Origin of the sequence: Nocardia sp. NPDC051929, from assembly GCF_044548645.1 — a bacterium.
GTDB lineage: Bacteria > Actinomycetota > Actinomycetes > Mycobacteriales > Mycobacteriaceae > Nocardia > Nocardia sichangensis.
The window spans coordinates 70,861-97,197 of record NZ_JBIUCG010000001.1 but is presented as its reverse complement, the minus strand read 5'-3'; the positions used below and the strand labels follow the sequence as shown (position 1 = coordinate 97,197).

2 protein-coding genes (1 of these 2 only partly in view) are annotated in these 26,337 nt (G+C 71.5%); both read left to right on the top strand.

What is annotated here, in order from left to right; translation table 11 throughout:
- Nucleotides 1-366: 366 nt before the first annotated feature.
- Nucleotides 367-18,156, top strand: coding sequence for a non-ribosomal peptide synthase/polyketide synthase (locus ACIHAX_RS00215; RefSeq protein ID WP_397275012.1), 17,790 nt, complete (start codon nt 367-369; stop codon nt 18,154-18,156).
- Nucleotides 18,156-26,337, top strand: the beginning of a protein-coding gene (locus ACIHAX_RS00210; RefSeq protein ID WP_397275010.1) for a non-ribosomal peptide synthase/polyketide synthase. Its footprint extends 17,267 nt past the window's final position; 8,182 of the gene's 25,449 nt are visible here — the first part of the coding sequence; it begins with the start codon at nt 18,156-18,158; its stop codon lies off the right edge, out of view. Before ACIHAX_RS00215 ends, ACIHAX_RS00210 begins: the two co-directional genes overlap by 1 nt.

Sequence of the window (26,337 nt, the reverse complement as noted above, 5' to 3'; positions counted from 1 at the left end):
CGCGGTCGATGTGATCGCGCAATACGCTTTGCCCTGGACTTCCGGCCCTGGTAGCCGCGTTGGACAAGCGTCCAGAAGTTTTTAGTGCAAATTGTTCCCTTTTATTAACGAAGCGCCTAATGTTCGCAATGCACGGATCACGACCGTGTGACGTAGCTGACATAGCCGTGGCGCCCGCTCCACGGCGATGACGTTGGAGGATTGGCGGCTTTCCGCGCGAGCGTGCCCGAGCACCGCTCGCGCTCTCATCGAATCGCACGTGGTGGTCGACGCCATGCGCCCGGGCTGGGCAGCCGGGTGCAGCGGCTTGTTCGTGCTGCTCGAAAGCGTTCGGACAGCCGTTGTTCCGCCGAGTAGGAGGCTCTGGTGCACGATACGGAGTTGGGTGGGGCCAGCGCGTTGCCGCCGCGTTCCGTCGAGCCGGAGTCGTCCCGGATCGCACCCGAACCGTTCGCTCTGGCGCCCGCGCAGCTCGGCGTCTGGTACGCGCAGCTGCTCGACCCGGACGCGCCGATCAACGTCGCGCAGTACGTGGACGTGCACGGCGAGTTGGATGCAGTTCTGCTGCAAGAGGTCTCGGTGGAGGCGGCGCGCGAGTACGAGTCGGTGCTGGTGCGGCTGGGGGAATCCGGCGGCGTCCCGCACCAGTACGTCGACTTCGGCCTCTCGGTCGACATTCCGCTGGTCGACCTGCGCGACCAGACCGACCCGGTGGCCGCGGCGCACGCCTGGATGCGCGCGGACGCGAGCGCGCCGGTCGACCTGCGCACCGACCGGCTGTTCGCGGGCGCACTATTGCGCGTCGCCGAGCGACGGTACTTCTGGTACCTGCGGGCTCATCACATCGTGCTGGACGGCTACGGCGCGCTCACCAACACCACGCGGGTGGCCGAGCGGTACACCGCGCGGATGCTCGGCACCGAACCCGAGGCCGTGCGGCCGGGGACGCTCGCCTCGTTGACGCAGGTCGAACTCGCCTACCGGAGCAGCCCCCGGTTCGAGTCCGATCGCGCGCACTGGGCCGGGCGGGTGGCCGGGCTGGACGGCGCGACCAGCCTCGCCGGTCGCTCCGCACCCCGTGGCGCGACCAACCTGATCGCCGGGAGAGCGCTCACGCCGGAACTCGTCGAACGGATGAACGCGCTTGCCGCGAGCCAGGATTCGACGCTCGCCGTGGTGCTGCTCGCGGCGTTCGCCGCCTACCTGGCACGACTGACCGACCGGGACGAGGCGGTGCTGAGCCTGCCGGTGACCGCGCGCACCACCGCGGCGCTGCGGCGCTCGGCCGGCATGCTGTCGAACATCGTGCCGCTGCGGTTGCCGGTCGACGGCAGCTGGGGCGCGTTGCTGCGCGCCACCCGCGTCGAGGTCGCGGGGGCGCTGCGCCACCAGCGCTACCGTCACGAGGACATCCAGCGCGACACCGAGCGCGCCGCCGGTCCGGCGCGCCGCGGGCTGTTCGGTCCGCTGGCCAACATCATGCTGTTCCGCAGCGATCTCACCCTCGGCGCCACCGTGGGGCGGTACCACGTGTTGTCCACCGGTCCGGTCGAGGACCTGAGTCTCAACGTCTACTACGGCGACCGGGACCGGGTGCACGTCGACTTCGAGGCCAATCCGCACCTGTACACCGCCGACGACGTCGCCAGGCAGCACGCCCGGTTCCTCCGCTATCTGGAGCGCCTGGTCGCCACCGAGCCGGACACCGCGCTCGCCGCCGTGGACGTCGCGACCGAGCTGGAACTCGAGGTCAGCACCCGGATCTGGAACGAGACGGGTTTCGACGTGGAAGCGCAGCTGCCGGGTCGCTCCGCGGCCTTCGCTCCCGTGGCGACGCTGGTGTCGATGTTCGAGGCGCAGGCGGCCCGCACGCCGAGCGCGGTGGCGCTGCGGGCCGCCGGTGCGCCGGACCTGACCTACCGGGACCTCGCCGCGCGCGCCAATCGGCTCGCCCGCACGCTGATCGCGCTCGGCGTCGGGCCCGAAACGCTGGTGGCGCTGCGCCTGCCGCGCTCGCCGGAGCTGGTCGTCGCGATGTACGCGGTGCTCGCCGCGGGCGGCGCCTATCTGCCGCTGGATCCGGATCACCCGCCCGAGCGCACCGCGCACATCCTGGCCACGGCCCGTCCGGCCTGCGTGCTGATCGTCGGGGACGAGCGGCCGCCGGAGCTGTCCGGTCTGCCGGTGGTGCGGGTGGACCGAGCCGACGAGACGGTCGGGGCGGGGCCGATCTGGGACCGGGAACGAGTCGCGGCCTTGCGACCGGAGCATCCGGCGTATGTGATCTTCACCTCCGGATCGACCGGTCTGCCCAAGGGCGTCGCCATCACCCACCGCGCGATCGTCAACCGGTTGGTGTGGATGCAGCAGACCTACCGACTATCGGCGCAAGACGTTGTGCTGCAGAAGACTCCGGCCACGTTCGACGTGTCGGTGTGGGAATTCTTCTGGCCGCTGCAGATCGGCGCGACGCTGGTGCTCGCCCAGCCGGACGGGCACCGCGATCCCGCTTATCTGCGTCGGGTCATCGACGAATACGGAGTCACCACAGCACATTTCGTGCCTTCGATGCTTGCGGCGTTCCTCGCCGATCAGCATGTCGCGTTCCGCACGCCGCTGCGCACGGTGTTCGCCTCCGGGGAGGCGCTGCCCGCCGCGCTCGCTCAGCGGCTGCGCGCCATGACCGGCGTTCGCCTGCACAATCTGTATGGTCCGACGGAAGCAGCGGTCGACGTCACCTTTCACGAAGTCGCCGACACCGATACCCTCTCGGTGCCGATCGGCGCGCCGGTGTTCAACACCAGGCTTCATGTTCTCGACTCGCGGCTTCGGCCGGTGCCGGTCGGGGCGCCGGGTGAGCTGTATCTGTCGGGGGTACAGCTCGCCCGGGGCTATGTGGCTCGACCGGAACTGACCGCGGCGCGGTTCGTAGCCGATCCGTTCGGCGGGCCCGCACAGGCGGGGAACCGGATGTATCGCACCGGTGACCTGGTGCGATGGACCACGCACGGCGAGCTGGAGTATCTCGGCCGTACGGACTTCCAGGTGAAGCTGCGCGGTCTGCGCATCGAACTCGGCGAGATCGAGGCCGTGCTCGCCGGGGTGGACGAGGTGGCCCGCGCGGTGGTCGTGGTGCGCGACGACGCGGGGATCGGCGAGCAGTTGGTGGCCTACGTCGTGGCGGCGGAGCCCGGCGCGGTGCGGCAGGAGCGGCTGCGCGCCGTGGCGGCCGAGGCGCTGCCCGGGTACATGGTGCCCGCCGCCTACGTGGTGCTCGACACATTGCCGGTGAACGCGTCCGGAAAGTTGGATCGCGCCGCTCTACCTGCCCCGAGCAGAACTTCGACGGGCTACACCGCGCCCGCCACCCCTGTGGAACTCGCGGTCGCGCGGGTGTTCGCCGAAGTGCTCGGTAACGAGCTGGTCGGTCGCGACGACGACTTCTTCGCACTCGGCGGAAACAGTTTGGTGGCCACGCAGGTCGCCGCGCGGCTGTCCGCCGACCTGAACTGCCCGCTCGGAGTCCGCGACGTGTTCGCCGCCTGCACGGTGGCCGAACTCGCCGGGCTCGTCGAGCGGGCCGGTGGATCCGGCGGCGCGTCCTTGGTCGCGCAGCTGCGGGCACGGCCACGGCCGCCGCTGGTTCCGCTCTCTCCGGCGCAGCAGCGCATCTGGTTTCTCAACCGGTTCGAGCGCGCCGGCGCGAGCTACAACATGCCCTTCGTGGTGCGGCTGCGCGGGGCGGTGGACGTCACCGCGCTGCGGCAGGCGCTCGATGACCTGGTTCTCCGGCACGAAGTGCTGCGCACGATCTTCCCCGCGCTCCTGCCCGCCGACGGCGCGGGGCTCGCGGCACGGCAGGTCGTGTTGTCGGTGGCGCCGATCGCCGCCGCGCCGGAGGCGATCGGCGCCGCCGACCTCGACGAGCGGCTGAGCGCGTTCGCCGCCCGCGGCTTCGATCTGGAACGTGAGATCCCGATCCGGGCGCGGATCTTCGCGGTGGACGACGGCAGTCACGCCCTCGCGCTGGTCCTGCACCACGTCGCCGCCGACGGGCTGTCGCTGCGCGTGCTGGCCCGCGACGTGATGACCGCGTACGGGGCGCGCCGCGGCGGCAGCGCGCCCGCATGGGCCCCGCTGCCGATTCAGTACGCCGACTACAGCCTCTGGCAGCACGAGTTGCTGGGCTCCTCGGACGATTCGTTCGCGGCCGATCGGCTGTCGTTCTGGACCGACGCGCTGGCGGGCGCGCCCGACCAGCTCGACCTGCCCGCCGACCGGCCCCGCCCTGCGGTCGCCTCCGGCCGTGGCGCGGTGTTCGGTTTCGAGTTCCCCGGCGAACTGGTCGCCCGGATGAACGAATTCGCCCGCGCGCACGGCGTTTCGACCTTCATGCTGACGCACGCCGCACTGGCCGCGCTGCTGGCGCGGCTGTCCGGCGCCGACGACATCGTGATCGGCACCCCGGTCGGAGGTCGGGGCGACCGCGCGCTCGACGACCTGATCGGCATGTTCGTCAACACCCTGGCACTGCGCACCCGGTTGGACGCCGCCGAGCCCTTCACCGCCTTGCTGGCGCGGGTACGCGAGGACGACCTCGCCGCCTTCGGCCATGCCGAACTGCCGTTCGAGCGGGTGGTCGCGGCGCTGGATCCGCCGCGCTCGCAGGCGCGCCACCCGTTGTTCCAAGTGCTGCTCGCCTTCGACAACGCCGAGGCAATCGCTTTCGAACTGCCCGAACTGTCGGTCGCCACCAGTACCCTGGACACCGGAGTGACCAAGCTGGATCTCCAGCTCACGGTCACCGAGAACGCCGCCGGTGCCGGACTCGGGGAAGGTTCGGCACCGGCGGGGGTTCCCGCGGAATTCACCTACGCCACCGATCTCTTCGACGAAGCCACCATCGCGGGTTACGCGGGCAGGCTGATCGGCTTCTTGTGGGCGATCACCGCCGATCCCGCGATCGCGGTGCGCGACCTGCCTCTCCTGGACCGCGACGAGCAAGCGCGCGCACTCGCGGCGGGGCAGGCCGTCGCGGGCGCACAGGACCCGGCGGAGACGTTGCTCACCGCCTTCGAGGCACAGGCGCGGCGCACCCCCGACGCGGTCGCGGTGCTCGACGCCGAGCGGCGGCTGACCTACGCGGAGTTCGCGGGTGCGGTCAACCGGCTGGCGCGTCGGCTGATCGCCGCGGGGGTGGGGCCCGAGCGGTTGGTCGTGCTCGGCATGCCGCGTTCGGTCGATCTCGTGGTGGCCGCGTACGCGGTGCTGACCGCGGGCAGTGGGTACGTGCCGGTGGACCCGGACCAGCCGGCGGCCCGGATCGCGCAGGTGATCGCCGCGGCCCGCCCGGTGTGCGTCTTGACCCGATCCCGGGCGGAGGCGGGGGAATTCGCCGATCGATGCGCGCTCGCGGAGCTACCCGCGACACGGGTGCTCACGGCCGACGCCCCTGAGGTCGCCGAATACTCCGCCGCGCCGGTCGGCGACGCGCATCGTCTCGCCCCCTTGCGCGCTTCCGGTACCGCGTACGTCATCTTCACCTCCGGTTCGACCGGCCGTCCCAAAGGCGTGGCGGTGCAGCATGACGCGGCGGTCAATCAGGTCAGGTGGATCGCGGACGAATACCGGATCGACGCGAACGACGTCGTGCTGTTCAAGACCCCCGCCACCTTCGACGTGTCGGTGTGGGAGCTGTTCGCGCCGCTCACCCGGGGCGCGCGGATCGTGGTCGCCGACCACGACGGGCACCGCGATCCCCGGTATCTCGCCGCGACCATCGCCGCGCACCGGGTGACGATGACCTCCTTCGTTCCGTCCATGCTCACGGTGTTCGCCGACGCCGGCGCGCCGGGTGCGATCGCGTCCCTGCGCACCGTGCTGGTCGCGGGGGAGGCGATGACCGGTGAGGCCGCCGCCGCGTTCGCCGCGGTGAGCCCCGCGCAGCTGCACAACCTGTACGGGCCCACCGAATTCACCGTGCACGCCACGTACGCCCCGGTCGACCCGGCCGCGAGCGGTCCGGCGCCGATCGGGCGTCCGGTGCCGGGCAGCCGTGCCATGGTCCTGGACGAACGGTTGCGACCGGTTCCGGACGCCGTGGTCGGCGAGTTGTACTTGTCCGGCGTGCAACTGGCGCGCGGCTACCTCGGCCGGGCCGACCTGACCGCGGAGCGTTTCGTCGCCGACCCGTACGGGCCTGCGGGCAGCCGGATGTACCGGACCGGGGATCTGGTGCGCCGCCGCCGCGACGGCGCGCTGGAGTACCTGGGCCGCGGCGACTTCCAGGTGAAGCTGCGTGGGCAGCGGATCGAGCTCGGCGAGATCGAGGCCGCCTTGCTCGCCATGGACGACGTGCGGGCGGCGGCGGTGCGGATCGTCGCGCAGCCCTCCGGCGAGACGCTGGCCGCCTACGTGGTCGGCGCGATCGCCCCCGATCGGCTTGCCGCGGAGCTGGAGCAGCGGCTGCGCCCGGTGCTGCCCTCGTACATGGTGCCCACCGCGTACGTCCCGCTGACCGCGATGCCGCTGACTCCGTCGGGCAAGCTGGACCGCAAGGCGCTGCCCGACCCGGTGCCGGTCACGAAGACTTTCCGCGCGCCCTGCACGCCGGTGGAGCGGACCGTCGCCGACGTGTTCGGGCAGGTGCTGGGGATTGATCCGGTCGGCTCGGACGACGATTTCTTCGCGCTGGGCGGGAATTCGCTGGTCGCGACGCAGATCGCGGCCCGCCTGGCGGACGCGCTGGACACCGAGGTGCCGGTGCGGGCGCTGTTCGAGTTCCCGACCGTGTCGGCGCTGGCCGCGCACCTGTCCGGCGGCCGGGCGCGTAGACGGGCGCCGCTGGTCGCCGGGGCGCGCCCCACACTGATCCCGCTGTCCTACGCGCAGCAGCGCATGTGGTTCCTGAACCAGTTCGACGCGGCCTCGGTGGCGGACAATCTGGTCGCCGCCATCCGGTTGCGCGGCGCGCTCGATCAGACGGCGCTGGCGGACTCGGTGGTCGACGTGCTCGCCAGGCACGAGTCGCTGCGCACGGTCTACCCGGCGGCGGAGGGTATTCCGTATCAACTGGTGCTCCCGGTCGAGGAGGCGCGGGTCGAGCTGGTCGCGGAATCGGTCGACGAGCGGCGGCTGACGGAACGGATTCGCGAACTGGTGGCCACGCCCTTCCGGGTCGATCGCGAGCCGCCGGTGCGCCTCGCCCTGCTGCGCCTCGGCGCGGAGCAGCACGTGCTCGTCGTCGCTTTGCATCACATCAGCGCCGACGGTTGGTCGCTGGCACCGCTCACCCGGGACCTCATGCGCGCCTACGACGCTCGCCGTGCGGGTGGCGCACCCGACTGGACGCCACTGTCCGTCCACTACGCCGACTACGCGTTGTGGCAGCGGGAGGTCCTCGGCTGCGAGGACGACCCGGACGCGATGCTGGCCGAGCAGATCCGGTTCTGGCGGGGCGAATTGGCCGGTCTGCCGGACGTGATGACGCTGCCCGCCGATCGGCCGCGTCCGGCCGTCGCGTCGGGTCGCGGCGCGCGCCACGTCTTCACCATCGATGCCGCTACGCGGCGCCGGTTGCGCGAGATCGCGGACAGCGCGAACGCCTCGCTGTTCATGGTGCTGCACGCGGCGTTCGCCACGCTGCTGGCCGGATTGACCGGGCAGCAGGACATCGTGATCGGCACCCCGGTGGCCGGTCGCGGCGAGCGTGCGCTCGATGAGCTCGTCGGCATGTTCGTCAACACCGTCGTGCTGCGCGCCGATGTGCGGGCCGGGTTGACGTTCACCGGCCTGGTCGCGGCGGTGCGCGAGCGCGACCTGGCCGCCTTCGCCCACGCCGACGCGCCGTTCGAGCGTTTGGTCGAAGTGCTCGCGCCGGAGCGGTCGGCGGCCAGGCATCCGCTGTTCCAGGTGATGCTGGACTTGCAGAACACCGCGCGCACCGAACTCGAGTTGCCCGGCCTGACCGTCTCCGGGCTCGACATCGACACGGGGACGGCGAAATTCGATCTGCACCTGTCGGTGACAGAGGCGGCGGACGGTTCCGGTCTCGCCGCGGTCTTCGAATACGCGACCGATCTGTTCGATTCGGCTACCGTCGCGTCGTTCGCCCTGCGTTTGCGCCGGGTGCTCGACGCGGTGGCCGCCGACCCGAGGGTGCCCGTCGGCGCGATCGACCTGCTCAGCCCAGGGGAACGTGCCCGCATCCTGGGCACCTGGAATGCCACCGTGCACCCGGTGGATCCGGCCGCGACGCTCGTGTCGCTGTTCGAGGCGCAGGCGGCGCGGACGCCCGAGGCGCTCGCGGTGACCTTCGACGGTGCATCGCTCAGCTACGCCGAGTTCGCGAGCCGGGTGCACCGGCTGGCCAGGCTACTGGTGTCCGTCGGCGTGCGGCCGGACCAGCCGGTGGCGGTGGGCATGCGGCGGTCGGTCGATCTCGTGGTGGCCCTGTACGCGGTGCTCGCGGCCGGGGGAGTCTACGTTCCGATCGATCCGGAGCATCCGGCCGGGCGGATCGCCGACATGCTGCGAACGGTGCGGCCGGTGTGCGTGCTGAGCCGCTCCGCGGACGGGCTCGACCTGTCCGGGCGGGCCACCGGGATGTGGGCGGTGCTGGACGTCGACCTGTTCGATACCGGGGACTATTCCGGCGAACCGCTGACCGACGAGGATCGTCTCGGGACGCTCGCACCGTCGAATGCGGCGTATGTGATCTTCACGTCGGGTTCGACGGGTCGTCCGAAGGGTGTGGCGGTTTCGCATTCGGCGATCGTCAATCGCCTGGTGTGGATGCAGACCGCGTACCAGTTGACCTCGGCTGATGTGGTGTTGCAAAAGACGCCTGCGACGTTCGATGTGTCGGTGTGGGAGTTCTTCTGGCCGTTGCAGGTCGGTGCCCGCCTGGTCGTGGCGAAGCCGGACGGTCATCGCGACCCGGCCTACCTGGCCGAGATCATCAGCGCCGAGAAGGTGACGGTCACGCATTTCGTGCCGTCGATGCTGGCGGTGTTCGTGGCTGACGCGGCTGCCGCGCAGTGTGATTCGCTGCGTCTGGTGTTCGCTTCGGGTGAGGCGTTGCCGCCCAAGCCTGCGCATCGGTTGCGTGAGTTGACCGGCGCGTCCCTGCACAACTTGTACGGCCCGACGGAGGCGGCGGTCGACGTCACTTTCCACGAGGTCGTGGATGCCGATATCGAGTCGGTGCCGATCGGTGCGCCGGTGTTCAACACGCAGGTGTTCGTGTTGGATGCGCGGTTGCGTCCGGTGCCGGTGGGTGTCGCGGGTGAGCTTTATCTGGCGGGCGTTCAGCTCGCGCGGGGTTATGTCGCGCGTCCGGATCTGACCAGTGATCGGTTTGTCGCCAACCCGTATGGGGAGCCGGGTGCGCGGATGTATCGCACGGGTGACTTGGTGGCGTGGACCGAAGACGGTGAACTCGAATACTTGGGCCGCACCGACTTCCAGGTGAAACTGCGTGGTCTGCGTATCGAGCTGGGTGAGATCGAGTCGGCGCTAACGGGTCTGGAGGAAGTCGCTCAGGCGGTCGTGGTCCTGCGCGACGACACCGAGACCGGCGAGCGGCTCGTCGCCTACCTGGTCTCCGCGTCCGGCGCGGACCTCGACCCCGGTGCGCTCGAAGCGACGCTCACCCGGCGTCTCCCGGCGTATATGATCCCGTCGGCATACGTCGTGCTGCCCGAATTCCCGGTCAACGCCTCCGGCAAGCTGGACCGCCGAGCGCTACCGGCGCCCGCGATCGAGCCCGCGCGGTTCCGCGCGCCCGCGACGCCCGTGCAGAAACTCGTCGCCGCGGCGTTCGGCGAGCTGCTCGGCGTCGACCGGGTGGGCCTGGACGACGATTTCTTCGCCCTCGGCGGCAACTCGCTCACCGCCGCCAGGGTCGCGGCCCGGCTCGGCGCCGCGCTCGACACCCGGATTCCGGTGCGGGCGCTGTTCGACGCACCGACGGTCGCCGCGTTGGCGGCTCGCGCCGAAACGCATCGGGGCGACGGCGGTCGCGTCCCGCTGCGCCCCCGCCCGCGGCCGGAGCGCGTCCCGCTGTCCGCGGCCCAGCAGCGCGTCTGGTTCGTCAACCGCTTCCACGCCGACGAGCAGGCCGGGCCCGCCGCCGCGATCGACAACATCCCGGTCGCGCTGCGCCTCGCCGGTGAGCTCGACGTCGCGGCGATGACCACGGCGTTGGCCGACGTGGCGGCCCGGCACGAGATCCTGCGGACCGTCTACCCGGACGGCTCGGACGGGCCGGAACAACTGGTACTGCCGCAGTCCGCGCCCGACCTCCTGGTCACGCGTGTGGCCGAAACCGCACTGGTGGAACAGCTTCGGGAGCTGGCGGCAGCGCCTTTCGATCTGACCACGGAAACACCGCTGCGGGCAGCGCTGTTCGCGATCGACGGTGCGCCACAAGCGGAATACGCGCTCGCCCTGGTGCTGCACCACATCGCCGCGGACGGTTTCTCGCTCGGTCCGCTGGCCGAGGATCTGATGACCGCCTACTCGGCGCGCCGGGCCGGGGCAGCGCCCGCGTGGGATCCGCTGCCGGTGCAGTACGCCGACTACACGCTCTGGCAGGCCGATCTCGCCGACGCCGGGCGGCAACTCGACTACTGGCGCGGCGCCCTGGACGGCCTGCCGGAGCAACTCGAACTGCCCACCGACCGTCCCCGTCCGGCGATCTCCTCCCATCGCGGTGCGACGTACCGCTTGCGGATCGATTCCGACCTGCACAGCGAGCTGGGCGAGCTGGCGCGCAAACGCGAGACCACGCTGTTCAGCACGGTGCACGCGGCCTTGGCGGTACTGCTGGCCCGGCTGTCGGGCGGCGCGGACATCGCGATCGGCACCCCGGTCGCCGGACGCGGTGACGCGGCGCTGGACCGGCTCGTCGGCATGTTCGTGAACACGCTGGTGCTGCGCACCGCCATCGACTCCAGAGCCAGGTTCGAGACCGTGCTGGACGCGGTGCGCGACCAGGACCTCGACGCGCTCTCGCACGCCGACGCGCCGTTCGAGCGGCTCGTCGAGATGCTCGCTCCGACCCGCGCGCGCAACCGTCATCCGCTCTTCCAGGTGGCGCTGACCTTCCAGAACTTCGCCTTGCCCGAGCTCGAGCTGCCCGATCTACGGGTGCGCGCGCAGGAGTTCGACGCGCCGGTGGCCGAGTTCGACCTCCAGTTCACCGTGCTCGAATCGAACGACCCGGACGGGCGCGCCGACGGCATGCAGATCGAGATCCGCTATGCCACCGACCTTTTCGACGCGCCGTCGGTCGCCGTTCTCGGCAGGCGGTTCACCCAGGTGCTCGCCGCCATCGCCGCCGATCCCACGGTGGTCGTGGGCGACATCCAGTTGCTCAGCGCCGAGGAGCAGCATCGCGCTTTGTACGAGTGGCCGGTCGGCGGCCCCGACGTCGCGGACGCCACCGGCAGTGTGGCCGAGCGTTTCGCGCGGGCCGCCGCGCTGGACCCGGCCGCCGTCGCGGTGCGCGACGGGGCACGGTCGCTGGCATATGCCGAACTCGACGACTGGTCCAACCGGCTGGCGCGGCGGCTGATCGCCGCGGGCGTCGGGCCGGAAACACTGGTGGCCGTCGCGCTGCCCCGCTCGGCGGAACTGGTGGTCGCCCTGCTCGCGGTGCTCAAAGCGGGCGGCGGATACCTGCCGATCGATCCGGCCTACCCGGACGACCGGATCGAATACGTCCTGGACGATGCCCGGCCGATCTGCGCGATCGCGGGGGCCGCCACCGAGTTGCCGCGCGGCTGGTTCGGCGGACCGGTGATCGACGTCGCCGCACCGAACCTCGTCGAGTTCGGCGGCGAGCCGGTCACCGATGTGGATCGGCGCGCCCCGCTGCGCTCCGGTCACGTTGCCTACGTCATCTACACTTCCGGTTCCACCGGCAGGCCCAAAGGCGTCGTGGTGCCGCATCGCAACGTGCTGCGGCTGCTGGACAACACGCGGCGGCGCTTCGGCTTCGGCTCGGCGGACGTGTGGACCCTGTTCCACTCCTACGCCTTCGACTTCTCGGTCTGGGAAATGTGGGGACCGCTGCTGTCCGGCGCGACGGTGGTGGTGGTCGACTACTACACCTCGCGCTCGCCGCGGCAGTTCCGTGAGCTGCTGATCGCCGAGCGGGTCACCGTGCTCAACCAGACCCCGTCGGCGTTCTATCAGCTCGTCGCCGCCGATCTGGCCGAGCCGGAACCCGCCGCGTTCGCGTTGCGGGTCGTCGTCTTCGGCGGCGAGGCGCTGGAGCCGCAGCGCCTCGGTGGTTGGTTCGCCCGCTACCCGGACGCGCCGCGCCTGGTGAACATGTACGGCATCACCGAGACCACGGTGCACGTGTCCTATCGGGAGATCGACGGGCACACCGGCTCGACCGGGGTGATCGGCGCGGGGTTGCCCGGACTGACCGTCCGCCTGCTCGACGACCGGTTGCGGCCGGTCCCGGTCGGCGTGCCCGGCGAGATCTACGTCTCCGGCGGCCAATTGGCGCGCGGCTACTTGCACCGTCCCGCCCTGACCGCGGGCCGCTTCGTCGCGGACCCGTACGCGGGCGACGGAGCGCTCACCTACCGCTCCGGCGATCTGGCCCGCTGGACCGCCGACGGCGAGCTGGAGTATCTCGGGCGCGCGGACCAGCAGGTGAACCTGCGCGGCTTCCGCGTCGAGCTCGGTGAGATCGAGGCCGCGCTGCTCGAGGCGTCCGAAGCGGTCCGGGAAGTGGCCGCGGTGGTGCGCACCGATCTGGTGGACGAACCGCGCATCGTCGCGTACGCGGTCGTCGCGGACGACTCCGTCGACAGCGCCGCGCTACGACAAGCCCTGGTGTATCGCCTGCCCGAGCACATGGTGCCCGCCGCGATCGTCCCGCTGCCGCGCATCCCGTTGACGGTCAACGGGAAGCTGGACCGCGCCGCGCTGCCCGCGCCACGGTTCGAATCGACCACCTACCGGGCGCCGTCCACGCCGAGCGAACGGGTCGTGGCGGAGGTGTTCGCCGAAGTGCTGGGCGCGGAGCGCGCCGTCGGCGCCGACGACGATTTCTTCGCGCTCGGCGGCAGCTCCCTGTTGGCCGCGAAAGCGGTCAGCAGGATCGGCGCGGCGCTGGGCCGGACGGTCGGTGTGCGCGCGCTGTTCGAAGCTCCCAGGGTCGCGGACCTCGCGGCGGCGGCGAGCGCGGTGGCCATGGGAGGCGCCCTGCCCGCGCTGGTGGCGGCGCCGCGCCCGGAGCGGGTCCCGCTCTCGCCCGCGCAGCAGCGCATGTGGTTCCTCAATCGGTTCGACCGGTCCTCCACCGCCTACAACATCCCGGTGGCCCTGCGGCTGTCCGGTCGGCTGGACGTGCCCGCGTTGCGCGCCGCGCTCGGTGACGTGGTCGCCCGGCACGAGGCGCTGCGCACTCGCTATCCGGAGATCGACGGCGAACCGGTGCAACTCGTCGAACCCGCCACCGTTCCGGCGCTGCGGCCGATCGATGTCCCGGAAGACGAACTACCACAGCGGGTCAGGGAACTGGCGGAGACGACCTTCGACGTCACCGCCGAGATTCCGGTGCGGATGAGGTTGTTCCGCGTGGTCGGCACGGGCGCGCGGCCGGAGTTCGTGCTCGCCGCGGTGCTGCACCACATCGCCGCCGACGGCTCGTCCATCGCGCCGTTCGTGCGGGACCTGATGGTCGCCTACACCGCGCGCCGTGGTGGCGCTGCGCCGGACTGGACACCGCTGACCGTGCAGTACGCCGATTACGCACTGTGGCAACGCGATTTGCTCGGCGCCGAGGACGACGCCGAATCGGTGGCGGCCCGCGAGATCCGTTTCTGGACCCGGACACTCGCCGGACTGCCGGATCAGCTGGCGCTGCCGACCGACCGCCCCCGCCCCGCGAGGCAGACCCTGCGCGGGGACAAGGTTCCGCTCACGATCGGCGCGCGGCTGCACGCGGATCTGGCCGCCCTCGGCCGACGGCATGGCGCGACGCTGTTCATGGTGGTGCACACCGCGTTCGCCGTGCTGCTCGCGCGGTGGTCGGGCGCAGGAGACATCGCGATCGGCACGCCGGTGGCCGGACGCGGCGCCGCCGAACTGGACGACGTCATCGGGATGTTCGTCAACACTCTCGTCCTGCGCGTCGGTGTCGACGGCGGCGAATCGTTCGCCGGACTGCTGGCCCGGGCGCGGGCCGCCGACTTGGCGGCGCTGGAACACGCGACCGTGCCGTTCGAACGTCTGGTGGAAGTGCTCAACCCGGTGCGCTCCACCGCACGCCACCCGCTGTTCCAGGTCGGCTACTCGTTCCAGAACCATGAGCGCGGACAGCTGCGGCTGCCCGAACTCGAGATTCGCGAATTCGAGTTCGACAACGGCGTAGCGCAATTCGACCTGCACCTGTTCGCGGTGGACGCCTACGACGCCGAGGGCGCGCCCGACGGCATCGAGCTGTCCCTCGGCTACGCCACCGATCTGTTCGAGCGCGCGACCGCGTTCCGGTTCGCCGCCCAACTGCGCCGGGTGCTGGAAACGATCGCGGCGCGGCCGGATCTGCCGGTGGGTGACATCGAGCTGCTCGGGACCGACCGATCGCAGGTGCTCGCCGAATGGAACCGGACCCGGCGGCCGGTCCCGCGGGCCACGCTGGCGGATCTGATCGACGCGCAGACCGCGCACAGCCCAGGCGCGGTCGCGCTGGTGGACGCGGCGACCGGCGAAGAGCTGCGCTACGCCGAGTTCGACGGGCGGGTGAACCGGTTGGCGCGCAGGCTCATCGCGTCCGGTGTCGGACCGGAGTCGACGGTCGTGCTGGCGATGCGCCGCTCGCTCGAACTGGTCGTCGCGATGTACGCCGTGGTGCGGGCGGGCGGCGCCTATGTGCCCATCGATCCGGACCATCCGGCCGAGCGGATCGCCCACATCGTGGCCACCGCGGCGCCGGTCGTGGTCCTGACCACCTCGCGCGACGGGTTCCCGTTCGAAACCGACTGCGTTGTCATGGAAATCGATCGGCTCGACGTCGCCGGGCTCGCCGCGACGCCGATCACCGACGCGGACCGGATCGGTCCGCTGCGTCCCGAGCATCCGGCGTACGTCGTCTTCACCTCCGGCTCCACGGGCGTGCCCAAGGGCGTGACGGTTCCGCACGCCGCGATCGTCAACCAACTCGCCTGGCTGGCGGACAGATTCGGCCTCGGCGCGAACGATCGGGTGCTGCTGAAGACGCCCGCGACCTTCGATCTGTCGGTGTGGGAGTTCTGGTCCGCGCTGATCACCGGCGGGTCGCTGATCGTCACCGCGCCCGGCGCCGAACGTGACCCGGACCTGCTGCGCGCGCTGCTGCGCCGCCACGGCGTCACCGTGCTGCACGCGGTGCCCGCCCTGATCGGCATGCTGCTGGCGGCCGAGCCGGGTGGCGCGCTGCCGGAAACGCTGCGCCACGTGCTGGCCATCGGCGAGGCGCTGCCGTCGGCCACGGCCGTGGACTTCCTGTGCCGCCATAGCGGCACGACCGCGCTGGACAACCTCTACGGCCCCACGGAGGCGGCGGTGTCGATCACCGCGTTCGCGCTCGACACTCAGCCGGAGCACACCGTCCCGATCGGGTCGCCCGTCTGGAACAGCCGGGTCTACGTGCTGGACGGGCGGTTGCGGCCCGCGCCGATCGGAGTGCCCGGCGAGCTGTACCTCGCGGGAGCGCAGCTGGCGCGCGGCTATCAGCGCCGTCCGGCGCTGACCGCCGACCGCTTCGTGGCCGATCCGTTCGCGGTGGAACTCGGTGCGGCGCCCGGCGAGCGGATGTACCGCACCGGCGACATCGTGCGCTGGCGTCCCGACGGCACCCTGGAATACCTCGAGCGCGCCGACTTCCAGGTGCAGATCGGCGGCTTCCGCATCGAACTCGGCGAGGTGGAGGCCGCGCTGCTGCGGCAACCCGGGGTGGCCGCGGCCGTCGCGGTGGCGAAGGCCGACGACCGCGCGGGAACACGGCTCATCACGTATGCCGCAGTGCCGGAGGCGGATCCGGTCGCGTACGCCGACCTGGCCGTGTCGCTGCGCGCCGTTGTGGCCGCGCGACTGCCCGGATACATGACGCCTGCCGCCGTCGTCGTGCTGGCGGCGCTGCCGCTCACGGCCAACGGCAAGATCGATCGTTCGGCGCTGCCCGAGCCGCCGTTCGCCGAGGCGGCCTTCCGCGCGCCGTCCGGTGCGTTGGAGCGCCTGGTCGCGGACGCGTTCGCAGAGGTCGTCGGCGTGGACGCGGTGAGCGTCGACGACGACTTCTTCGCCAGGGGCGGCAACTCCCTGATGGCCACCCGGCTCGCGGCCCGGCTCGGCGCGGCACTCGGCGGCCATGTCGCGGTGGCCGCGGTGTTCGAAGCCCCGACGCCCGCCGCACTCGCAGAACGCATCGCGGCCACCGAGCGCGGCGTGGCCCGGCCCGCTTTGGTCCGTCGCGCCGATGCCGGGCCGGTGCCGCTCGCGCCCGCGCAGCAGCGCATCTGGGTGCTCGACCGGCTCGCACCGGACTCGTCGGCCTATCACATTCCCACGGCGCTGCGGCTGCGCGGCCGGCTGGATGTGGCGGCGCTGGCGGCGGCGCTCGGCGATGTGCTCGACCGGCACGAGACGCTGCGCACCAGGTACCCGGACACCGAGGACGGACCGGTCCAGGAGGTGGTGCTCGCGTCGCCGGTCGATCTGACACCGATTCCGGTGGGCCGAGCGGAAATGGACAGGCGGATCGCGGAATTCGTGGCCCCCGCCTTCGATCTCGCTTCCGCGCCGCCGGTGCGTGCCGCCCTGTTCACCCCCGCCGCCGACGAACACGTCTTGGTGGTCGTGCTGCACCACATCGGTGCGGATGGATACTCGATCGCGCCGTTGACCGCCGATCTGGTGCGCGCCTACCTGGCCAGATCCACCGGACACGCGCCGGACTCGGCCCCGCCCGCGATCCGTTACCGCGACTACAGCGCCTGGCAGCACGAGCTGCTCGGCGACGGCGCGGACCCCGACAGCCTGCTGGCGCGCCAACTCGCCTTCTGGCGCACCGAATTGACCGGTGCGCCGGAACTGCTCGCCCTACCCACCGATCGACCGCGACCGGCCAGGCGAAGCATGAAGGGGGCAAGCGTTACCCGGGAGATCGACGCCGAGCGCACCGTACGCCTGGAGCGACTGGCCCGCGAACACGGCGGCACACTGTTCACCCTGGTGCACAGCGCGCTCGCGGTGCTGCTGGCGAAACTGTCCGGCGCGGCGGACGTCACGGTCGGCGTGCCGGTCGCCGGGCGCGGTGTCCGCGAGCTGGACGAGCTGGTCGGCATGTTCGTCAACACCGTGGCGTTGCGCACCGAGGTCGATCCCCGTGCGAGTTTCGGCGAGCTGCTGCGCCAGGTCACCCGGCGGGATCTGGCGGCGTTCTCGCACGCCGACGTCCCGTTCGATCAGGTGGTCGAGGCGCTGGGCGTCACCCGTTCCGGCTCGTACGCACCGCTGTGCCAAGTACTGCTCACCTTCCAGAACTTGCCGCGGGCGGAGGTGGAACTGCCCGGCCTCGCGGTCGAGGCGATCGACCTGACGTCGGCGGAGGCGAAGTTCGACCTCCAGGTGACCGTGCTGGAGCAGTTCGCCGCCGACGGTGCGCGCGCCGGTATGGAGCTGCGCGTCGGCTACGCGACCGACCTCTTCGACGAACCGACGGCGCACGCGTTCGGTGACCGCTTGCTGCGGGTGCTGGAGGCGGTGGCCGCGGATCCGGCGGTAGCCCTTCGCGCGATCGACATCCGTTCCGCGGCCGAACGGCTGCCCCGGCCCACCGCGTCGGTGGCGGACCTGCCCGCGCTGATCGCCCGGGCGGCCCGGGCCGTCCCCGCCGCCACCGCGTTCGAGCACGGCGATCGGTTGGTCTCCTTCGGCGAGCTCGACGCGAAGCTCGCGTCCGTCGCGAAGGCGATGGGCCCGGCGGCCAAACCCGAAGCCCTGATCCATGTCTCGCTCGCCGGGTTGGTTCCCGGCCTGCTCGCCGCACTCGGCGGCAGCGGTCTGGCGGCCTTGCTGCGGACCCTGCCCGCCACCGCCGAGGCGCTGCTCGCCGACTCGGCGGCGGCCCTCGATTCGGAAGGAAACCGCTGATGACCCACGCAGACGCCGTGCGCCGCGGCTACGGCATCGACGACCTGCCCGGTCTCATCGCGACTGTTGCCGGGCTGGACCCGCAGCGCGTGGCGTTGCGGCACGGAGAGCTCACCGTCACCTACGCGGCGCTGGCCGACGAACTCGCGGCCCTGTCCGAAGCCATGGGCGCGGGGGTGGGCGCGGAGGCGCTGGTTCCGGTGGTGGTCTCCGGTCGACTGCCCGCGCTGCTGGAATCCGGTGACGGCGCGCTCGGCGCGGTGCTGGACGCACTGCTCGTCGACGCGCTCGCGGCCGCGCCCGACCTTCCGGCGACCACCACCGCGCCCGTCGAGACATTGGTGAGCCTGTTCGAGGAGCAGGTGTGGCGGACTCCGGACGCGATCGCCGTCGAATACGCGGGAATCACCCTCACCTACGCCGAATTCGACGGCCGAGTCAACGCGCTGGCCCACCACTTGGTCGAACTCGGCGTGCGGCGGAACTCGCTGGTGGGCTTGGCCGTGCGGCGCTCGATCGACCTGCTGGTCGGCATGTACGCGATCCTGCGGGCGGGCGGCGCGTACCTGCCGATCGACCCGGACCATCCGGCCGACCGCATCGGCTACGTGCTCGCGGTCGCCGAGCCGGTGCTCGTGCTGACCACCCTGCGTGACGAGCCCGACTTCGGCGGTGCGGTCGCGACGCTGCGGATCGACGAATTCGTGGGCTCGCCCACACCGGAAGCTCCCGCGGTCGCCCGGTCGGCCGACGACCTCGCCTACGTGATCTTCACGTCCGGCTCGACCGGCAGGCCGAAGGGCGTCGCCGTGTCGCACCGCGCGATCGTGGCGAATCTGCGGTGGCGGCAACGGATGTACCGGCTGTGTGCCGACGACGTGGTGTTGCAGAAGACGCCGTTCACCTTCGACGTGTCGGTGTGGGAGTTCTTCTGGCCGTTGCAGGTCGGCGCCCGGCTGGTCGTCGCGGAGCCGTACGGTCATCGGGACCCGGCGTACTTGGCGCGTGCGATCGCCGAAAACGGGGTCACGGTGGCGCATTTCGTGCCGTCCATGCTCGCGGTCTTCGTCGCCGAGTCGGTCGCGGTGGACTCGCTGCGGCTGGTCTTCGCCTCGGGTGAGGCGCTTGCGGCCGCCACCGCCGCGGCCTTCCGCGACGTCTGCGGGGCGACGCTGCACAACCTGTACGGGCCCACCGAGGCGGCGGTCGACGTGACCGCGCACGAGGTGACCGGCGCGGACGTGGCGGGCGTGCCGATCGGCGTCGCCGCCGACGACACCGAGTTGCTGGTGCTCGACGACAGCCTGCGTCCGGTGGCGCGCGGCGTCGTCGGCGAGCTGTACCTGGCAGGCGTGCAATTGGCCCGCGGTTATGTCGCCCGGCCAGGCCTGACCGCCGAGCGATTCGTGGCGAACCCCGAGGGACCGGCCGGGGAGCGGATGTACCGCACCGGCGACCTGGTGCGCTGGGCGCCCGGGGTGGAGGGCGGGCCGGAGGAGCTGGAGTATCTGGGCCGCACGGACTTCCAGGTGAAGTTGCGCGGCCTGCGGATCGAACTCGGCGAAATCGAGGCGGCGCTGCTGCGCCACCCGCGCGTCACCCAGGCCGCCGTGGTGCTGCACCGGCACGCGAGCGGCGATCATCTGGTCGGCTACGTGGTCGGCGACGCTGTCGAGACCGCCGAGGTACTGGACTCCGTCCGCCGCGAGCTGCCCGAGTACATGGTGCCGACGCTGCTCGTCGCGCTGGCGGCGATGCCGTTGAACGCCAATGGCAAGCTGGACCGCAGAGCGCTTCCTGAGCCGAAATTCGATTCCGGGACGACGGCTTATCGGGCGCCGGAGACCGAGGCGGAGACGGCGGTCGCCGCGATTTTCGCCGAACTGCTGGACGTGCCGCGCGTGGGCGCGGACGACGACTTCTTCGCGCTGGGCGGCAATTCGCTGCTCGCCACCCGAGCCATCGCCCGGATCGCCGCGGCCATCGGCGCGACCGTGGACGTGCGCGATTTCTTCGCTCGTCCCACCGCGGCCGCGGTGGTCGCGTCGGCGCGCCCGGCCGCGGCGCGTCCGCCGCTGGTGGCCGGTCCGCGCCCGGAGCATGTTCCGCTCTCGCCCGCGCAGCGACGCATGTGGTTCCTCAACCGATTCGGCGCCGACACCGATCAGGCCCGCGAGCTGGGCGCCGCCGCCGTGGACAACATCCCGGTGGCGCTGCGCCTGCGCGGCCCGCTGGACGTCGCCGCGCTGTCGGCGGCGGTCACCGATCTGGTGGCCAGGCACGAAGTGCTGCGCACCGTGTATCCGCAGACCGCCGACGGGCCTGCGCAATCGGTGCGACGCGTACACGCGGTGTTCGACCTGACGCCCGCCGAAGTGCCGCGGGAGCGGTTGGCCGCGGCGATCCGCCGGGCGGCGAGCCAGGGCTTCGACGTGGCGGAGGAGATCCCGGTGCGGGTGCGCCTGCTGCGCTGCGAACCCGAGGACCACACGCTCGTGCTCGTCGTCCACCACATCGCGGCCGACGGCGTCTCGCTCGTGCCCCTGATGCGCGACCTGGCCACGGCCTATGCCGCGCGGCGCGACGGTCGCGGGCCGGGGTGGACTCCGCTGGCCGTGCAGTACGCGGACTACGCGCTGTGGCAGCAACGGGTCCTCGGTGCGGAGACCGACGCGGATTCCGTGGCGGCGCGCCAGCTCGCCTTCTGGCGCGCCGAGTTGGCCGAGCTGCCAGCGCAATTGGATCTGCCCGCCGATCGGCCGCGTCCGGCCGCGCCCTCGTACCAGGGCGCCACCTACGAGTTCGCCGTCGACGCCGCGCTGCGCTCCGCCGTCGAGGCGATCGCCGCGCGCGTTCGCGCGACGCCGTTCATGGTGCTGCACGCGGCGCTGGCCGCCCTGCTGGCCCGGTTGTCCGGCACCCAGGACATCGCTATCGGCACACCGGTCGCGGGCCGGGGCGAGGCCGTACTCGACGACGTGGTCGGCATGTTCGTCAACACCCTCGTGCTGCGCACCGAAGTGGACGCCGCGAGCGGTTTCGCCGACTTGGTGGCGCACGCCGCCGACCGCGACCTGCGCGCCTTCGCGCACGCCGACATCCCGTTCGAGCAGTTGGTGGAGGCGCTGAACCCGCCGCGTTCGGCCGCCAGGCATCCGCTGTTCCAGGTCGCGCTGTTCATGCAGAACATCGGGCCGATCGCGCTGACCATGCCCGGTCTCGACACCGAGCAGGTCGACTTCGACTCCGGTTTCGCGAAGTTCGACCTCCAGCTCACGGTGTCCGAAGCCGCCGACAGCTACCGCGCCGAATTCACCTACGCCACCGACCTGTTCGACGCCGCGACGGTGCGGGAGTTCGCCGCGAAGTTCGTCCGGCTGTTGCGCGCGGCGGTGGACGACCCGGACGCACCGGTCGGGGATCTCCCGCTGCTCGACGCGGGCGAGCTGGACTATGTCACCGCGAGCTGGAACGCCAGCGGGCACCGAGTGCCCGATCGGTTCCTGCACGAGGGTTTCGACGCGCAGGTGCGCCGTACCCCGGATGCCGTCGCGGTGGTCACCGACGGCGAGCGGCTGACCTACGCCGAGCTGTCCGACCGCGCCGACCGGCTGGCGAGGATGCTGATCGGGCTCGGCGTCGGTCCGGAAGCGCTGGTCGTGCTGGCCCTGCCGCGCTCGGTGGAACTGGTCGTCGCCATGTACGCGGTGGCGCGGGCGGGCGGCGCGTACGTCCCGGTGGACCCAGGACATCCCGCCGAACGCATCGGCCACATCCTCGACACCGCGCGACCGCATGCCGTCCTGACCACGAGCGATAGCGGTTTCGACGCCGCCGCGCAGGTTTCCGTTCCGGTGTATCACCTGGATGAACTCGATCTCTCCGCCTACCCCTCCGGCAAGATCGGCGACCGCGAACGCCACGGCGCGCTGCACCCGCAGCATCCCGCCTACGTGATCTTCACTTCCGGGTCCACCGGAAAGCCGAAGGGCGTGGCGGTCAGTCATCAGGCCATCGCCAACCAGCTGGCCTGGATGCACGCGGAGTACCGTCCGCGCACCGGCGATGTCTACCTGCAGAAGACCGCGAGCACCTTCGACGTCTCGCTATGGGGCTACTTCCTACCGCTACGAGCGGGCGCGACCATGCTGCTGGCCGCACCGGACGGACATCGCGATCCGCGCTATCTCGCCGAGACCGTCGCACGCCATGGCGTCACGCTCACCGACTTCGTGCCATCGATGCTCGCGGTGTTCGCCGCGCACGCCGCGCCGGGCGAACTCGACTCGCTGCGCGACGTGTTCGTCATCGGCGAGGCGCTGCCGCCGGAGACCGTCGCCGCCTTCAGGCAGGTGTGCGACGCGGGCCTGCACAACCTCTACGGCCCCACCGAGGCGGCGGTGTCCATCACCAACCGCGAGGTCACCGAGGTGAACTCGCCGCAAGTGCCGATCGGCGAGCCGGAGTGGAACTCGCAGGTCTACGTGTTGGACGGACGGTTGCGGCCCGCGCCGATCGGCGTGCGGGGCGAGCTGTACCTGGCGGGAGCGCAGCTGGCGCGCGGCTACCACGGCCGCGTCGACCTCACCGCCGATCGTTTCGTCGCCAATCCCTTCGGTGCGCCGGGCGCCCGCATGTACCGCACCGGCGACCTGGTGCGCTGGAGCCGCGACGGCGAGCTGATCTATCTGGGCCGCAGCGACTTCCAGGTGAAGTTCCGCGGTCGGCGCGTCGAACTCGCCGAAATCGAGACAGCGCTGCTGGCGGCGGCCGGGGTCGGCCAGGCCGCGGCGCGGCTGGTCACCGGACCGGCGGGGGAGTTCCTGGCGGGCTACGTGATCGCAGCGCCCGGCGCGACGCTCGATCTCGACGCGGTGAAATCGTGTGTCGCTCAGCGTCTTCCCAGCTACTTGGTGCCGACCGCAGTGGTCGAGCTGAACGAATTCCCCCGCAACACCAGCGGCAAGCTCGATCGCGCCGCCCTGCCGATCCCGGTGCTCGCGGCCGAGCGCTTCCGTCCGCCGGTGAGCGCCGCGCAACGTCTGGTCGCCGCGGTGGTCGCGGAGGTGCTGCGGGTCGAGCGGGCCGGGCTGGACGACGATTTCTTCGCTCTCGGCGGCAGCTCGCTGGACGCCACCCAGGTCAGCGCCCGCACGGGTGAGGCGATGGGAGTACGCGTTCCGGTGCGCGCGCTGTTCGACGCGCCCACGGTGGAGGGCTTCGCCGCCGCCGTCGAGCGGCTCGGCGCCGCAGGGGCGCCGCGACTCCCACTGGTCCGCCGTCCACGGCCCGAGCGGGTGCCGCTCTCGCCCGCGCAGCAGCGCCTGTGGTTCCTCAACCGCGTCGAGAGCCAGGACGGCGCCGACAGCGTCTACAACCTGCCGATCGTGCTGCGGCTGACCGGCCGCCTCGACGTGACGGCGCTGGAGCGCGCCGTACTCGACGTGCTCGCCCGGCACGAGACGCTGCGCACCACCTTCCCCGAAACCGACGACGGCCCCTGCCAATCCGTTCGCGACGCCACCGACATCGGCCTGAGCCTGCATCCGGTGCCGATCGACCGCTCCGCACTGGAGGATGCCGTGGCAGGCATCGTCGGCGCCGGGTTCGACGTGACCGCCGAGTTGCCCTGCCGGGTCGCGCTGCTCGCGGTGGAGCGGGTCGACGAGGCGCGCGGCGTCACCGGCGACGAATACGTGCTGGTGTTCGTCGTGCACCACATCGCCGCCGACGCCTTGTCGATGGTCCCGCTGGTCACCGACCTGGTCGGGGCCTACCTCGCGCGCCTGACCGGGCGGCGGCCGGACTGGGAGCCGCTGGCGGTGCAGTACGCCGACTACAGCCTCTGGCATCGGGACCTGCTCGGCGCCGAGGACGTCCCCGGTGATCTCGCCTACCAGCAGCTGCGCTTCTGGCGCGACGTGCTGACCGGCGCGCCGGCGCAACTGCCCCTCCCGGTCGATCATCCACGGCCCGCGATCCCCTCGCACGAGGGAGCGGGCGTCGATTTCGTGATCGAGCCCGAGGTCGTCGCCGGCTTGCGCGCGCTGGCCCGGCGCGGCGGCGCGACGTTGTTCATGACGCTGCACGCGGCCTTCGCCGCCACCCTGGCCCGGTTGAGCGGCAGCGCCGACATCGTGATCGGCTCGCCCGTCGGCGGACGCGGGGAGCTGGCGCTGGACGCACTCGTCGGCATGTTCGTCAACACCCTGGCGTTGCGCACCCGAGTAGCCGCCGACGCCTCGTTCGCCGCGCTGCTGAGCGAGGTGCGCGAGGCCGATCTGGCCGCGTTCGCCAACGCCGACCTGCCATTCGAGCGCCTGGTGGACGTCATGGCGGTGGATCGCTCCGCGGGCGCGCATCCGCTGTTCCAGGTGATGTTCAGCTTCGAGACCGCGACGCCCGCATTCGGCGGGAAAGCCATGGAGGTGCCGTGGCTGTCGGTGCACCCGGTCGAGATCCCCGACAACGGAGCGAAATTCGACCTGCACCTGGTGGTGGCGGAGCGCGCGGATTCGGCGGGACTGTCGGGCACCCTGCGCTACGCGACCGATCTGTTCGACGCCGCGACCGTCGAGTCGTTCGCCGACCGCTTCCAGCGGATGCTCGCCGCCGTCGCGGTCGACGCCGGTGCGCGGATCGGTGACATCGAACTGCTTTCGGACGCCGAACGCACACGGGTGTTGCGGGTGTGGAATGCCACCGACCGCCCGTTCCCCGAATCCGACACGCTCGCCTCCCTGTTCGCCGCGCAAGTCGAACGCACACCGGACGCGCCCGCGGTCACCTTCGAGGAGACGACGCGGGCCTACCCGTCGCCGGACCACAGCTCCTCAGCGGCTGGCTCTGCGGCGCCGGCCCACCCGTCACCCGACCAGGACCTCTCAGCGGGTGGCTCCGCTGTCCTGCCTCAGCTATTGCCCGGCCACGACTCCTCGGCGGGTAGCTCTGCGGCGCTGGCCCACCCGTCACCCGGCCACCCCTCGGCGGGTAGCTCCGCGACGCTGGCCCACCCGTCACCCGACCATCACCCCCCAACGAGTCGCTCCGCGACGCTTACTTATTCGGAATTCGCCGGGCGGGTCAACCGGCTGGCGCGGTGGCTCGTAGCACAGGGCGTCGGCCCGGAAACGCTGGTTGCGCTCGGTATGCGCCGATCCCTCGACCTGGTGGTGGGCATGTACGCGGTCACCGTCGCGGGCGGCGGATACGTGCCACTCGATCCCGACCACCCCGCCGAACGCACCGCCCACATCCTGGCCACCGCCGCGCCGGTGTGCGTACTGACCGCAGGCGCGGACCTGAGCTGCGGCGTGCCCGAGACGCGGATCGACCGGCTGGACCTGTCCGGTTACCGGGACACCCCACTCACCGACGCCGACCGGCGCGCTCCGCTGCGCCCGGCGAACACCGCCTACGTGCTGTTCACCTCGGGCTCCACGGGCAAGCCGAAGGGTGTCGCGATGAGCCACCGCGGCATCGTGAACCGGTTGTGCTGGATGCAGTCCGCGTATGCCGCGCTCGGGCCGGGCGATGTGCTGTTGCAGAAGACGCCCGCCACCTTCGACGTCTCGGTGCCGGAGTTCTTCTGGCCGTTGCAGGTCGGCGCGCGCATGGTGCTGGCGCGGCCGGACGGGCATCGCGACCCGGCGTATCTGGCCCGCCTCATCCGCGCCGAGGGCGTCACCGCGGCGCACTTCGTGCCGTCCATGCTGGCCGTCTTCGTGGCGGGCGAGTTCGACGTGCCGTCGCTGCGTGAGGTGTTCTGCTCCGGCGAGGCGCTACCCGTCGGCGTGGCCCAGCGGATGCGCGAACTCACCGGCGCGCGGGTGCACAACGGCTACGGCCCCACGGAGGCCGCGGTGGAGGTGACCTTCCACGAGGTGCGTGACACCGACTTCGAGACCGTGCCGATGGGCGAACCGATCTGGAACACCAGAACATATGTGCTCGACGCGCGACTGCGGCCGGTGCCTGCGGGTGCGCCGGGGGAGTTGTATCTCGCGGGCGTGCAACTGGCGCGCGGCTATCTGGACCGCCCCGGCCGCACCGGCGACCGGTTCGTCGCCGACCCGTTCGGCCCGCCCGGTGAACGGATGTACCGCACCGGCGACTCGGTGCGGTGGAACGCTTCGGGAGAGCTGGAGTTCCTCGGCCGCAACGACTTCCAGGTCAAGATCC